The sequence below is a fragment of the Mycobacterium rhizamassiliense genome (assembly GCF_900157375.1).
GTDB classification, from domain to species: domain Bacteria; phylum Actinomycetota; class Actinomycetes; order Mycobacteriales; family Mycobacteriaceae; genus Mycobacterium; species Mycobacterium rhizamassiliense.
The window spans coordinates 1,117,255-1,131,352 of the sequence record NZ_LT721901.1 but is presented as its reverse complement, the minus strand read 5'-3'; the positions used below and the strand labels follow the sequence as shown (position 1 = coordinate 1,131,352).

11 protein-coding genes are annotated in these 14,098 nt (G+C 67.8%); 1 reads left to right on the top strand and 10 read right to left on the bottom strand.

From position 1 onward, the window contains the following. Window positions 1-353: 353 nt before the first annotated feature. The 6 genes from MRAB57_RS05630 to MRAB57_RS05605 form a co-directional block, all read right to left on the bottom strand. The gene (locus MRAB57_RS05630) at window positions 354-1,748 is read right to left on the bottom strand and encodes a nitrate/nitrite transporter (RefSeq protein ID WP_108638058.1); all 1,395 of its coding nucleotides are present in this window, start codon (window positions 1,746-1,748) and stop codon (window positions 354-356) included. A gap of 218 nt (window positions 1,749-1,966) precedes the next feature. Then, window positions 1,967-2,512: a GNAT family N-acetyltransferase gene (locus tag MRAB57_RS05625; protein WP_077086688.1), complete on the bottom strand. Its 546-nt coding sequence runs from the start codon at window positions 2,510-2,512 to the stop codon at window positions 1,967-1,969. A gap of 33 nt (window positions 2,513-2,545) precedes the next feature. After that, the gene (locus MRAB57_RS05620; RefSeq protein WP_077086687.1) at window positions 2,546-3,463 is read right to left on the bottom strand and encodes a 5-oxoprolinase/urea amidolyase family protein; all 918 of its coding nucleotides are present in this window, start codon (window positions 3,461-3,463) and stop codon (window positions 2,546-2,548) included. 15 nt (window positions 3,464-3,478) lie between these two features. Continuing rightward, window positions 3,479-4,150 (bottom strand): 5-oxoprolinase subunit B family protein, encoded by a 672-nt coding sequence (locus MRAB57_RS05615; RefSeq protein WP_077086686.1) that lies wholly within the window; start codon window positions 4,148-4,150, stop codon window positions 3,479-3,481. A gap of 111 nt (window positions 4,151-4,261) precedes the next feature. Continuing rightward, window positions 4,262-5,272, bottom strand: a complete 1,011-nt coding sequence (locus tag MRAB57_RS05610) for an ABC transporter substrate-binding protein (protein ID WP_077086685.1) — start codon at window positions 5,270-5,272, stop codon at window positions 4,262-4,264. 78 nt (window positions 5,273-5,350) lie between these two features. Continuing rightward, window positions 5,351-6,574: a DNA polymerase domain-containing protein gene (locus tag MRAB57_RS05605; RefSeq protein WP_077086684.1), complete on the bottom strand. Its 1,224-nt coding sequence runs from the start codon at window positions 6,572-6,574 to the stop codon at window positions 5,351-5,353. 67 nt (window positions 6,575-6,641) lie between these two features. Here MRAB57_RS05605 and fadD2 point away from each other — a divergent pair, with 67 nt between their 5' ends. Next, window positions 6,642-8,321, top strand: coding sequence for a long-chain-fatty-acid--CoA ligase FadD2 (gene fadD2 / locus MRAB57_RS05600; protein ID WP_077086683.1), 1,680 nt, complete (start codon window positions 6,642-6,644; stop codon window positions 8,319-8,321). 10 nt (window positions 8,322-8,331) lie between these two features. Here fadD2 and MRAB57_RS05595 read toward each other — a convergent pair whose 3' ends face one another. From MRAB57_RS05595 to MRAB57_RS05575, 4 genes are all read right to left on the bottom strand, one after another. Further along, window positions 8,332-8,724 carry an ATPase gene (locus tag MRAB57_RS05595; protein ID WP_077086682.1) on the bottom strand — a complete coding sequence of 131 codons (393 nt, stop codon included), beginning with the start codon at window positions 8,722-8,724 and terminating at the stop codon, window positions 8,332-8,334. Window positions 8,725-9,766: 1,042 nt separating this feature from the next. Then, window positions 9,767-11,965: an acyl-CoA dehydrogenase family protein gene (locus MRAB57_RS05585; RefSeq protein WP_077086680.1), complete on the bottom strand. Its 2,199-nt coding sequence runs from the start codon at window positions 11,963-11,965 to the stop codon at window positions 9,767-9,769. Between the two features lie 51 nt (window positions 11,966-12,016). Further along, window positions 12,017-12,988 carry a 2-hydroxyacid dehydrogenase gene (locus MRAB57_RS05580; RefSeq protein WP_245835846.1) on the bottom strand — a complete coding sequence of 324 codons (972 nt, stop codon included), beginning with the start codon at window positions 12,986-12,988 and terminating at the stop codon, window positions 12,017-12,019. Further along, window positions 12,964-14,097, bottom strand: a complete 1,134-nt coding sequence (locus MRAB57_RS05575; RefSeq protein ID WP_077086679.1) for an alpha/beta hydrolase — start codon at window positions 14,095-14,097, stop codon at window positions 12,964-12,966. Before MRAB57_RS05575 ends, MRAB57_RS05580 begins: the two co-directional genes overlap by 25 nt. Between the last annotated feature and the right edge of the window lies 1 nt (window position 14,098).

The window sequence follows — 14,098 nt, the reverse complement described above, 5'->3', positions numbered from 1 at the left end:
AGGTGGCAACGAGCCCGACTCCCAAGGTGGAGACGAGCTTGCTGGATCTGGACGTCGAAGCCCTTGTGGGCGCCCCGAATTGAGAGGCATGCCGTGGGCGTGACTTTGATGCTCACATTTCGGGACGAAACCCGTCAACTCGAATTGGCCTATTTCGCCTGTAGGTTGAATCCCAGTTATCTGGTAAATGCCTGGACGGCAACGTCACTGGCAAAAGAACACGTCAGAAGCGTATCCGTGATCAATGATGGCGCATGGCAATAATGATGGTTAATGCTATGCGGGCGCGCTGTGGAATTCGGTGTGAGGTGGAATACATTTCGTGCTAATCCGTTGCGCTCTCGATACCGGCGCTACGCCCGGGCCAGCGCCACCCCCGCCGCGGCGGGGGTGGCGACCTCCAGCGGGCGGCGCACGTATATCGCCCACGTCAGGGCCGAGGCGGCCACGTAGACCACCGCGAACGCCCAGAACGCCGCCGTCGCCGAGCCGTTGTGCAGATAGGACTGCCGCAGAGCCAGATTCACGCCGACGCCGCCGAGCGCGCCGACCGCGCCGGCGAAGCCGATCAGTGCTCCGGACATGGACCGGGACCACTGCCTGCGCTCGGTCTCGCCGACCTGTAGCCGGTGGCTGCGGGCCTCGAAGATCGTCGGAATCATCTTGTACACCGAGCCGTTCCCCACGCCGGACAACACGAACAGTGCGACGAAGCCGATCACATAACCGGCCATCGACGCGGCCGGGGTGTGGCCGCCGTGGCCGCCCAAAGTGCTTGCGCTGATGAGTATCCCGGCAGCCAGGATCATCGAGCAGAACACGGTCAGGGTGACGCGGCCGCCGCCGATGCGGTCGGCGAGCCTGCCGCCGTAGACGCGGGAGATGGATCCCAATAGTGGCCCCAGGAAGGCGATTTGGGCGGCGTGCAGCGAGGCCTGCGCCGCATCCTGGCCGCCCGCCACGAAGTTCATCTGCAGCACCTGGCCGAACGCGAACGAGAAGCCGATGAACGAGCCGAAGGTGCCGATGTAGAGCAGCGAGATCACCCAGGTGTGCGGCTCGGCCAGCACCGCGCGCATGGTGTTCATCTCGATGCGGTAGTGCTGCAGGTTGTCCATGTGCAGGGCCGCGCCGATACCCGCAAAGGCAAGCAGGACAAGGTAAATCGCGCACACCCAGTATGGCTGGCGGTTGCCGGCGGTCGCGATGACGAGCAGGCCGACCAGCTGCACCACCGGAACTCCGAGGTTGCCGCCGCCCGCGTTGACCGCCAGCGCCCAGCCCTTCAGCCGTTGCGGATAGAACGCGTTGATGTTCGTCATCGAGGACGCGAAGTTGCCGCCGCCCAGGCCGGACAGCGCCGCGCAGATCAGATACGGCCACAGCGGCAGGCCGGGGTGGGCCAGCAGCACCATGGTGCCGACCGTCGGGATGAGTAGGACGAAGGCGGAGAACACCGTCCAGTTGCGGCCGCCGAACTTCGCTGTGGCGAACGGGTAGGGGAACCGCAGGCAGGCGCCGACCAGCGTCGCGGTGGCTCCGAGCAGGAATTTGTCGCCCGCGGAGAAGTGGTACACGGATGCGGGCATGAACAGCACCATCACCGACCAGATCGACCACACGGAGAAGCCGATGTGCTCGGCGGCCACCGACCAGATCAGGTTGCGGCGGGCGATCTTGTTGTTGCCGTTTTCCCATGCCACGGTGTCTTCGGGGTCCCAGTCCGAAAGGACGTGCGAACGGCCCAGCGAGATTCCCATGGCGATCACGTTAGAAATTGTTTGTTGCCCGGGCGCTGCGGGCAGTGACCCGGGCGTGAATTTCAGCTCACCACATCACGACTGATGCTGTGAGGGTGGGTATTTCGAGTGACGCGCGCCACACTTGGTCGCCGACGTAGCGGGTCAGCGCGCGGCGGGGATGCCCCACAGGCAGTGAAAGATGTTGGAAAACAGCATCTTTCGGATTACCACACGTCGCCCGCTCGCCAATCGCACGTCAGTGCCGCGGAGGTGTCCACGTCGACCAGGACCGGCAGCACGAAAATCGTTCCGTCGTCGTCCGGTGTGCGCGTCGGGCCGTGCGGCGCCAGCACCCACGTCGGGCCGATCCAGGGCAGCCAGCCGCGCCGGGCGTACAGCCCGCGGGCGCGGGCGGACGAGCTGAGCGCCCCGATCTGGTAGGCGCCCCGCATCACCTGCTCGACACCGTCGAGCAGGGCGTGCACCAGCCCCTGACCCCGGCAATCCTCCCGGACCGCGACACCCTCGACGTAACCGCAACGCAGGGCCGTGTCCCCGTAGAGCAGCCGCCGTTGAACCACGGCGGCATGGGCGATGATCGCGCCGTGCCGCCAGACCAGGGCGTGCATGCCGCCCAGCGCGTGGTCCCAGTCGTGGTCGCTGAAGCCGCCGGCGAACGCGTCGCTGACCATCTCGTGAACGTGCCGCAGAGTGGTGCTGTCGAGATCGGCGGTGTGGACCAGGCGGGCGGTGTGTACCTGGGTGGTCACTATCCCTGTCTACCAGCCTGGGCCGGCGCGGCACTAGGAGAACGGCCCGCCCGCAGGGCTGGAGGCCGTCGCTGCTCCCACGGCCGCCCGGGGCCGCGCCCAGTGCAGCCGCACCCGCTGGCCGGCCCGCACCTGGGCGACCTTGTCCATGTCCTCGTCGATCACCACGCCGACCACCGGGTACCCGCCCGTGACGGGGTGGTCGGGCCCAAGGATGACGGGTAACCCGTTGGGCGGCACCTGAATTGCGCCGCGGGTGGCACCCTCGCTGGGCAGCTGCCGGTCCGGGAAGCAGTACTGCAGCGGGCGGCCCGTCAGCCGCATCCCGACCCGGTCGCTGCGATCCGATGCCACCCAGTCGGTGTGCACCAGAAGGTCGGGATCGACGAACCAGTCGTCGCGCGGCCCCGGCACCACCGACAGCTCGACCACGTCGCTCGTGATCGAGGCCACCGGCGCTTGGTCGATCTCGGGGTAGTCGGTGGTGTGCTCGCCGATGGGCAGTTGGTCGCCGGCGTGCAGCGGCGACGGGCCGATCGCGGACATCACGTCGTAGCTGCGCGAGCCCAGCACCGGTTCCACGCAGATGCCGCCGCGCACCGCCAGGTAGGTCCGCAGCCCGGCCCGGGGAGTGCCGAGCGAGATCACCTCGCCGTCGTGGACGTGATGAATGCTGTTGGTGCCGAACTTGATTCCGTTGACCGTCGGGTCGGTGTCGGCCCCGGTCACCGCGATGTCGACGTCGCCGCCGCGCACGCGCGCGCAGAACCCGCCGAACGTCACCTCAACGGTGGCGCGGTCGTCGGGATTGGCGACCAGCCGGTTGGCCAGCTTGTGCGAACCCCGGTCGGCGGCGCCGGACCGCCCGACGCCGAGGTCGGACTGTCCGATCCGGCCGAGGTCCTGGATGACGGCGAGCGGTCCGGTGCGCAGGATTTCCAGGGTGATCATGGCGTCCTCCTTGCGTTACGCGGCGCGGAACTGGACCCACGTGCCCCGCGTCAGTAGCGCGGGGTTGGGTCGGTCGAGGTCCCATAGCGCCGCATCGGTGTGGCCGATGAGCTGCCAGCCGCCGGGGGATTGGCGCGGGTACACGGCGCTGAATTCGCCCGCCAGCGCGACCGACCCGGCCGGCACCGAGGTCCGCGGCTCGGCGCGGCGCGGCACCCGCAGCCGGGGATCGCCGTCGACGAGGTACGCGAAACCCGGTGCGAATCCACTGAATCCGACGCGCCACAGGGTGGAGGTGTGGGCGTGCACGACTTGCGCAGTGGTCAGTCCGGTGTGGTTGGCGACCTCGGCGAGGTCGGGGCCGTCGTAGACGACGTCGATCACCACGTCGGCGCGGCGCTCCGCGGAGACCCGCCCTATGAAGGGATCGGGATTGACGCGCATCTTGCGCAGCCGCTGCCGGACGACTCCCTGGTATCGCGGGCCGGCGAGCTTCACCAGCACCGTGCGGGCGGCCGGAACGACGTCGAGTACGCCGGGCAACCCCGCGGCGCGCAGCTCGGTCGCCCACCCCAGTACCTCGGCGGTACTGCCACATTGCACCAACAGGGCCTGATCGCCGTAGTCCAGAACGACGTTGCCGACCAGCTCCGGGGCTAGGGCCTCAGGCACATCCGTCACGCTCATTACTCGACAGTAACTTGGGATCGGCGCAGGCGGGAGGGGCTGGCGCCGGAATTTCGAACACTGCCAGAGCTGCCTTAGCAAACGCTCAAACACGCAGGGTCGCAGCGGGTTCTAGCCCAGGACTTTGCCGATTAGCGGCGGCAGTTGGTCGGCGACGAACGGGTAGCTGAGCGCCGACGAGAAGGCGATCGCCCCGGCCTGGTCCTTGGTGGTGAAGACGTGATGGTTCTGTGCGGTCGCCCCGGACGCGGCGATCTCGGGATCGGCCAGCAGGGCCTTCTGGTCGTCCGGACTCTCGGTCGTCCAGATCACCACGTCGGCGGAGTCGAGCACCGTCTTGATCTGATCGCGCGGGATGACGGCGCGGTGATCGTCGCTGCCGAATCCCTTGATGCTGTCGGCGATGACCAGACCCATCTGATTGAGGAAGTCGGTTCGCCACCCCGCGAGGGTGGCCACCACCGTGCCGTGCCAGAGCTTGCCCTGCATCAGCAGTGCCTTCTTGCCCCGCCACTGCGGATTCTTCTGGGCGACGTCGGCGAACTGCTTGCCGACGGCGTCGATCAACGACTTCATCTGGTCGGCCTGGAACACCGCCTGGCCGATCGTGGTGGCCTGCACCTTCCACGGCTCGAAGAACGCGTCGCCGTCGGCCTGGGCGATCGTCGGGGCGATCGTGGACAGCTTCTGATAGGTGTCGGAGTCGAGGCCCGCATTGACGGCCACGATCAGATCCGGTTTCAGGCCGGCGATCTGGTCGACGGGGATCCCGTTGTCCAGGTTCAGCACCGTCGGTTTCGCGCCGCCGAGCTTGGGCTGGGCCCACGGCCACACCGCGGACGGTTGGTCACCGAACCAATTTGTCACCGCGATCGGCACCACGCCGACCGCAAGCAGATCGTCTTGCTCGGTGAACCCGGCGCTGACCACCCGCTTGGGTGGATCCTTGACGACGGTCTGCCCGAACAGGTGGTTGACGGTCACGCCGCCGCCGCCCGCGGTGTTCTGCGCCGGCTTCGGCGACGAGCATGCCGATACGAGTCCCGTCGCTCCGGCGCCCGCGGCGGCCGCCGCAGCCCCGGCGAGCTGTAGGAAGCCCCGCCGATTCCATGCCTGTCGCATCGCGTGAGAGTATCGCGTCCGGACGCCCCACCTGCATCGCCGCGCGGTTTGTCCGCCCGGCCAGACCCGGCGTCCGGCTCAATGACCTTGCCACGGGCTGTAATCGGCGATCAGGTCGTCCTGCGGCGGCCGCTCGGCGGCCGGAACGTGCTGCAGGTTGATCCGGATCCGGTACCAGATCGAGCTCGGCCCGCGCATGCCGTCGACCAGTATGTCGGCCGGCTGCAGCTTGTCGGCCACCGCGGGGTAGCGGGCCCGCCAGGTGTCCAGCGCGGCCATCGCCTCGTCCTTGGTCTTGGTGCGGGCGATCTCGATCAACGGCTTCGACGACTGGCGCCTGCCGTCGGATTGTTTCCCGGAGCCTTTCGGCGCGCGCTCCGGCGGGCCGAGTTCTTCGGCGAGCGCGAGCAGCCGGTCGAGCTCGCCGGGCGCGTCGTCCATGCCGGCCCACGGGTCGCCGACTTCGGCGAACCGGCCGGGCACGGTCGCGATCGTGAATGCCTCCGGCCGGCAGCCGGCGACCTCGTCCCAGTGCAGCGGCGTCGACACCCGGGCGTCCGGAGTGGCCCGCACCGAGTAGGCCGACGCGACCGTGCGGTCCTTGGCGTTCTGGTTGAAGTCCACGAACACGCCCTCGCGCTCTTCCTTCCACCAGCGGCTGGTCGCCGCCTCGGGAGCCCGGCGCTCGATCTCGCGGGCAACGGTCTGCGCGGCGAGCCGCACCTGGCGGAACTCCCAGCGCGGGGTGATCCGCGCGTAGACGTGAAAGCCGCGCGAGCCCGACGTCTTCGGCCACGCGACCAGGCCGTAGTCCTCCAGCACCTCGCGGGCCACCAGCGCGACGTCGACGATCCGCTGCCAACTGACCCCGGGCATCGGGTCCAGGTCGACGCGCAGTTCGTCGGGGTGATCGAGGTCGCCGGCCAGCACCGGATGCGGGTTGAGGTCCACGCAACCGAGGTTGATGACCCAGGCCAGCCCCGCGGCGTCGTGGATGACGGCTTCGGCGGCGGAAGTGCCACGCGCGTAATGCAATTCAGCGACGTCCACGTAGTCCGGCCGGTTGGCGGGCGCCCGCTTCTGGAACACCGCCTCCTGAGCGATGCCCTTGACGAAGCGTTTGAGAATCATCGGCCGGCCGGCCACCCCGCGCAGCGCCCCGTCGGCGACGGACAGGTAGTAGCGAACGAGGTCGAGCTTGGTGTGCGGACCCGAGCCGCCGTGGGGCTCGAACACGACCTTGTCGGGATGGGTGACGGTGACCTCGTGCCCGGATACGTCGATTGACACCGGTCCCGCCATGGGTATGCATGGTAATTCGGGAAAACTTTCAGCAACGACTGCGACCTACGTCACATAGGGTGAATCCATGCCTAACTTCATTGACCTGCCCGGTGAGGCAGTGAGCAAAGTGCAGCAGTACCTCGAGCGCGGCTCGGCCGAACTGCACTACGTTCGCAAGATCTTCGAGGCGGGTGCATTCCGGATCGAGCCGCCGCAGAACGTCGCCGGGATGGCCGCCGACATCTACAAGTGGGGCGAGTTCGGCATGCTGCCGTCGCTCAATGCCAGACGCCATCCCGACCGGGCTGCCTGCATCGATGAGGACGGCGAATTCAGTTATCGGGAGCTCGACGAGGCCTCCCACGCGGTCGCCAACGGCCTGATCGACCTGGGGGTGCACGCGGGCGACGGGGTCGCCATCCTGGCGCGCAACCACCGCTGGTTCCTGATCGCCAACTACGGCGCCGCCCGGGTCGGGGCCCGCATCATCCTGCTCAACAGCGAGTTCTCCGGCCCGCAGATCAAGGAGGTGTCGGAGCGCGAGGGCGCCAAGGTCATCATCTACGACGACGAGTACACCGAGGCCGTCGGCAAGGCTGAGCCTGAGCTAGGCAAGCTGCGCGCGCTGGGAACCAACCCGGACAGCGACAAGCCGTCGGGCAGCAAGGACGACACGCTGGCCGACCTGATCGAGCGCAGCAGCTCCGAACCCGCGCCCAAGGCCGCCAAGCATGCGTCGATCATCATCCTGACCAGCGGGACCACCGGCACGCCGAAGGGGGCCAACCGCAGCACCCCGCCGACGCTGGCGCCGGTCGGCGGCATCCTGTCGCACGTCCCATTCAAGGCCAACGAGATCACCTCGCTGCCCGCACCGATGTTCCACGCGCTGGGCTACTTGCATGGCACCATCGCGATGTTCCTCGGGTCGACGCTGGTGCTGCGGCGCAAGTTCAAGCCGCCGCTGGTGCTCGAAGACATCGCCAAGCACAAGGTGACGGCGATGGTGGTGGTGCCGGTGATGCTGTCGCGCATCCTCGACGCGATCGAGAAGATGGACGAAAAGCCCGACCTCTCCAGCCTGAAGATCGTGTTCGTCTCCGGGTCGCAGCTGGGCGCCGAGCTGGCCACCCGTGCGCTCAAGGACATGGGTCCGGTGATCTACAACATGTACGGGTCTACCGAGATCGCGTTCGCCACCATCGCCGGGCCGAAGGATCTGGAGAAGAACGCGTCGACGGTCGGGCCGGTCGTCAAGGGCGTCAAGGTCAAGATCCTCGACGACAACGGCAACGAGCTGCCGCAGGGCGACGTCGGGCGGATCTTCGTCGGCAACGCCTTCCCGTTCGAGGGCTACACCGGCGGCGGCCACAAGCAGATCATCGACGGCCTGATGTCGTCCGGGGACGTCGGCTACTTCGACGAGGACGGCCTGCTCTACGTCAGCGGCCGCGACGACGAGATGATCGTCTCGGGCGGCGAGAACGTGTTCCCGGCCGAGGTCGAGGACCTGATCAGCGGGCACGAAGCCGTGGTGGAGGCCACCGCGATCGGCGTCGAGGACAAGGAGTACGGCCATCGGCTGCGCGCCTTCGTCGTCAAGAAGGAGGGCGCCGACGTCGACGAGGACACCATCAAGGGATACGTGCGCGACCACCTGGCCCGCTACAAGGTGCCCCGCGAGGTGATCTTCCTCGACGAACTGCCGCGCAACCCCACCGGCAAGATCCTCAAGCGCGAGCTGCGCGAGATGGAGGTCGACTGACTCCGCTGGTCTAGCGCCGGTCCTGAATGGCCCGGATGATCTGGTCGGCGAGCTTGGGATCGGCGAGCACCTGGTCGATCAGCGCGGTGAGTACCTCTTGGCCCGTCACTCGCGCCACCCCGAGGCGATCGGCCGCTTCCCGCTGCCAGATGTCGAGGGCGCGGTGCGTGGCAGCGGGCAGGTCGACGGTGCGCCGCGTCCGTTGAATGCGGGCCGGCTGGTCGCCGGCGGACCGGTCGCTCGAGCGGGATTCTTCGGATCGTCGTGACGAGCGCTGGGCGCTGGGCTGCCGAAAACCGGAGAGGCGCTCCGTCGGGGCGGCGTCTCCCGGCGGCGTCGCGCCGGACATGTTGGCGCGGAAGGATCCGCCGCCGGATCCGCCCTGGCCTGGGTTGAAGCTCACTGCGGCGACCTTCCCTCCGTGGGGTGCCAATCAGTAGATCAGTACTTACGCGTGCCGTGCTTCCGATTGTCTCACCGACGCCAGCGTAAGTCGTGCCGCCGAGCCGCGGGTGTTCCCGGGCGGGCGCGTTTGCGTCCGTCGGCTTCGGGAACCCCGCGGGCCGCCGCACCAGGTAATTTGTGCGGAAATGCTAGAACTTTGCTATGTCCATTTTCGATGATGCGGTTGGATCCGCCATGATGATTTAAAAAGCCACTTGATAATCCGCCGCAGAACGGCTCGTGGTTGTCATTATATGCATTTCAATAAATCCGCAAAACAGTATCTACTGATCTCCGCTTCATCGCATCTCAGTACGTCAGTAAATGGCGGTTGAACTGGTATTATGTCGATCTGCGGAAGTACTGAACTCAGTATTGGCCAATTATAGGAATGGTGTACATTATCGGCCGATCCGCCATTCTTAATTACTGAATCAGATCGGCTCCTTAAGCGCCAGCTGTGAATATCAATTCGTAGCCGTAAATTGCGCAATTGCTATTGTTTGCCTAGAAATTTATGCGTAGCGTTCGGAGGTGTCGTAACAAGCTCTCGGAAGGAGCCCCCTCATGATGCTGTCACTGCGAACGATCCGCGGCGCGGCTGTTGGCACCGTAGGTGCCGCGGCGGTCGCCGGAGCCATGCTGTTCGGCGGTACGCCCGCCGCTAACGCCGCCCCCGCGCCTGCGCCCTCAACAAGCTTCGCAACATTCGGTCCGCAGGGACCCGCCGATATCCCGGCCTGGGGGGCACGGCGGCTTCGGCCGCGGTGGCGGCGGTTGGGGCCACGGGGGCTGGGGTCACGGCGGTTGGGGCCACGGCGGTTGGGGCCACGGCTTCGGCTGGGGCCACCGCGGCTGGAACCCCTGGTGGTGACCCGATAGATAGCCTGCGTGGGTCCACCTTCGCTCCTGCCTGAGTCACCGGTCGGCGGGCCCACGTTGTCGGGGGATTCGTGCCGGCCTGGCAATAGCCAGGTCGGCATGGATCGTTTAGGGGCGCTTTAGGGGTCGCGAGGCAGGCCGAGCAGTCGCTCGGCGATGATGTTGAGCTGCACCTCCGACGTGCCGCCGTAGATCGTGGTGGCGCGGCTGGCCAGCAGGTACTCACCCCACATGCCCGGCGGCTGATCGCCGTCGCCGATCGCCGCGTCGGTGCCGAACGACGACACCGCGAACTCGGCGTAGCCCTGCCCGGTCCGCATCGACAGCAGCTTGGAGATCGCCGCCGACGGCATGGCGTCGCCGCCGGCCAGCGTCAGCAGCGTCGAGCGCAGGTTCAGCACCTTGGCCGCGTGGCCCTCGGCGATGAGTTGCCCGGCCCGCTGCTGGGCGACCTGGTCGAATTGTCCGTCGCGGACGAACTCGACAAACTGCGGCAGCGTCGCCAGGAAGTTCGCGTCGCTGCTGCCGATCGAGACCCGCTCGGCCGTCAGCGTGTTGCGGCTGACCTCCCAGCCGCGGTTCACCTCGCCCAGCACGCACTCGTCGGGCACGAACACGTCGTCGATGTAGACGGTGTTGAACATCGCGTTGCCGGTGAGCTCGCGCAGCGGCTTGACGTCCACGCCCTCGCTCTTCATGTCCAGCAGGAAGTACGTGATGCCGTTGTGCTTCGGCGCCGACGGATCCGTCCGGGCCAGCAGCGCGCCGTATTGCGAGTACTGCGCGGCGGTGGTCCAGATCTTCTGGCCGGTGACGCGCCAGCCGCCGTCGGCCCGGGTTGCCTTCGTAGTCAGTCCCGCCAGGTCCGATCCGGCGCCCGGCTCGGAGAACAACTGGCACCAGACCATCTCGCCGCGGAACGTGGGCGGCAGGAACCGTTGCTTCTGCTCCTCGGTTCCGAACGCGACGATCGACGGGATGATCCACGCCGCGATGCCCACCTGCGGTCGCTTGACCCGGCCGGTGGTGAACTCCTGGGCGATGAGCACCTGCTCGATCGGGCTGGACGCCCGGCCCCACGGCGCGGGCAGGTAGGGCAGCACCCAGCCGCCCTCGGCGAGGGCGACGGTGCGTTCCCCGCGTTCCATCGCCTTGAACGCGGCCACCTCGTCGCGGATCTCGGTGCGCAGCTTCTCCGTCTCGGGATCCAGGTCGATGTCGACCGGACGCATCCCGGTGGTGGTCGCGGTGTCGACGACCTTCTGCGGGTACTCCGTGCGGCGACCGAAGCAGGCGGCCACCATCAGCGCGCGGCGGTAGTAGACGCCTGCGTCGTGCTCCCAGGTGAAGCCGATACCGCCGTGCACCTGGATGCAGTCCTGCGTGCACCGCTGGGCGGCCGCCGGCGCCAGCGTCGCCGCCACGGCGGCCGCGAATTCGACCGCCGAAGCCTCGATGTCCCAATCGTTTTGGCTCGCTTCGTCGATCGCGCGGGCGGCATCCCACACCGCGGCGGTGGCCCGTTCGGTGTCGGCCATCATCTCCGCGCACTTGTGCTTGATGGCCTGGAACTGGCCGATCGGCCTGCCGAACTGTTCGCGGATCTTGGCGTATTGCGACGCCGTGTCGGTTGCCCAGCGCGCCACCCCGACCGCCTCGGCGGACAGCAGTGTCGACATCAGCGCGTACGCGGTGGCCATGGTCAGGTTGCTCAGCGCGTCGTCGTCGCCGACCTCGACGGCGTCGGCCCGCACGTGCGCGATCGGGCGCAACGGGTCCAGGCTCTTCACCGGCTCGATCTCGAGCTGGTCGGCGCGCAGCACCACCCACTCGTCGCGGCTCTCGATCGCCACCGGGAGCACCAAGATCGAGGCCTGTGCGGCCGCGGGCACCGCGCGGACCTCGCCGCGGATCACCAGCGCGTCGCCCTGCCTGGTGGCGGTCAGCCCGGAATCCAGTGCGTAGGTGGCGATGGCCGCGCCCGATGCCAGCTCGGCCAGCACCTTGGCCTGCGGGTCGTGCGCGGCGATCAGCGCACTGGCGATCGCCGACGGCACGAACGGCCCGGGCACCGCGCCGTAGCCGAACTCGGCCAGCACGATGGCGAGCTCGAGGATGCCGAAGCCCTGTCCGCCGACGGACTCCGCCAGGTGCACGCCCGGCAGGCCCTGCTCGGCGGCCGCCTGCCAGTACGGCGGCGGGTTCTCGAGCGGCGTCTCCATGGCCGCGTGCAGTACCTCCGACGGCGCAACTCGCGCCACCAGGGACCGCACCGATTCGGCCAGGTCTCGATGCTCAGGATTTATCGCGATCGGCACTGGTCGCCTTCCCATTCTTTCGGGGTTCGTTTCGGCCAAGCACCCCTCAATCTAATAACCGGTCGGTTGGTTGACCACATTGGCCAGGGGCTCCCCGTCGTGTAGTCGGCGGCAGTTGGCGACGGCCTCGGTCAGATACCGCCGCATCGTGTCGGCGGTGTACCAGGTGACGTGCGGTGTCAGCACGACGTTGTCCAGCGAAAGCAGCGCATTGTCCGGCGCGACCGGCTCGGCCTCGAAGACGTCGAGCCCCGCGGCGGCCAGTCGCCCGTCGCGCAGCGCTTCGACGAGCGCCGCCTCGTCGACGACCGCACCGCGCGAGGTGTTGACGAGTACCGCGCTGGGCTTCATCCGCGCGATCGCGTCCCGGTTGAGCAGATGATGGGTCCGGTCCGTCAGCGGCAGGTGCAGCGAAACGATGTCGCTCGCGGACAGCAGGTCGGGCAGCGGCCGCCAGCCCGGCCGCCCGTCATCGCGCGTGCTGGTGTGCACGACGTCGGCACCCATTGCGCCGACGATGGCGGCGACACGTTTGGCGATGTTGCCGTAGCCGACCAGGCCGACGGTGCAACTGCCGAGATCGCGGACCGTTTCACCCAGCGCAGGATCCGTTGGCCAGCCGCGGCCCTGGCGGGTGGCGCGGTCGAGGGCCGGCAGCGTGCGCAGGGCGGCCAGCATCAACAGCACGGTGCCTTCGGCCACCGACGGCGCGTTGGCGCCCGGCATGTTGGCGACCGCGATGCCGCGCTGTGTCGCGGTTGCCACGTCGATGGTGTTCACCCCGGCGCCCAGTTTTTGGACCAGCCGCAGCCGCGTCCCGCGATCCAGGTCGTCGGCCGACAGCGGCCGCAGCACGTGCCAGAGCACCTCGGCCTCGGGTAACTCGCGGTAGAACGCCGTGTCGTCGTCCTCGGCGCACCAGCGGATGTCAAGCCAATCCGCTTCGGCGGCAAGAAAATCCGTAACTTTCTGGCCGGGAACGAAGTGGGCGAGAACTCTCAGCGCCACCGCTTGGTGATCCACCTCGCGATGGTATCGGCCTGCTCGGTGCGCGCGCCCGGGGTGGTGAAGTAGTGGTCGGTGTCGATCGAGGTCTGCGATTTGTCGGTGCTGGCGAGGACGTCATAGATGCGTTCGGCGTCCGACGGAAAGACTCCGGTGTCGGCCTCGGCGTTGATCACCAGGGCGGGTGAGGTGATGCGGCCCAGGTGCGGCTCGGCCCGGGTCTGCGCGACGCGCAGGCTCCACATGTTCAGCCAGCTGCGCAGCGTGCATGCCGCGGCGATGCCATGCGCCGAGCGATTCGCCTGCAGCGGCACGCCCGCGTAGCACTGGTTGGGCGGTCGCTTGCTCGGCTCGATGTTCGGATCCACCATGCGGGGGTCCGCCCAGGTGCGCATCACGGTGAACGGGCGATCCGAAAAGCCGTGAGCACGAACGCGTTTGAGTTCCTTCTCGACCCAGTCGGTGATGGCGTGGTTGCGCGCGACCTGCGCCTCGCGGTAGCGGGCGAGGAACTCCGGCGAGTACGGCGGCCCGTTGTCGTCTGTGAACAGATCGAGCTCGGGATCGGTGGCGACCGGATCGTTTTCGTCGACGACTGCGGCGTCCATCCACGCCGTGAGTACCTCTGGGCGCCCCGGGTGGGCCGCGGTCGCGACGTAGCCGTCGGCGGGCGGCAACTCGGTCAGGCCGGCGGCCGGGCGCATCCCGTCAATCGGGGCCACGTTTGGATCCACCGCCTGCGACTGGTAGGCGGCCATCAACGAGCCCCCACCGGAATTACCCAGCAGCACAACGGCTTCAATCCCCTGAACCTCCCGCAGCCAGCGCACTCCGACGCCGATGTCGACCAGTGCGTGGTCGAGCAGGAAGTTCGTCTCGAAGCCGCGGAACCTGGTGTTCCAGCCCAGAAAACCGATGCCGCGGATGGCCATGTAGTCGGCGAGATAGTGCTCGGAGAAGTCGATCTGATAGTGCGTGGCGATCATCGCGACCTTCGGCTTGCGCCCCACCCCGCGGTGATAGAGACCTTGGCATGGATGCCCGCCCGCACCGGCGCGTCCCGCCGTTCGGGACGGCAGCCCGACGAACTCACGGATGACTCCTGCGGTACCCCCACGACCGGGCAAA

Excerpts from the sequence above, each read along its gene's own strand:
- MRAB57_RS05620 (WP_077086687.1), bottom strand. The coding sequence starts at position 3,463 with ATGATCACCCTGGAAATCCTGCGCACCGGACCGCTCGCCGTCATCCAG.
- MRAB57_RS05615 (WP_077086686.1), bottom strand. The coding sequence starts at position 4,150 with ATGAGCGTGACGGATGTGCCTGAGGCCCTAGCCCCGGAGCTGGTCGGC.
- MRAB57_RS05610 (WP_077086685.1), bottom strand. The coding sequence starts at position 5,272 with ATGCGACAGGCATGGAATCGGCGGGGCTTCCTACAGCTCGCCGGGGCT.
- MRAB57_RS05605 (WP_077086684.1), bottom strand. The coding sequence starts at position 6,574 with ATGGCGGGACCGGTGTCAATCGACGTATCCGGGCACGAGGTCACCGTC.
- fadD2 (WP_077086683.1), top strand. The coding sequence starts at position 6,642 with ATGCCTAACTTCATTGACCTGCCCGGTGAGGCAGTGAGCAAAGTGCAG.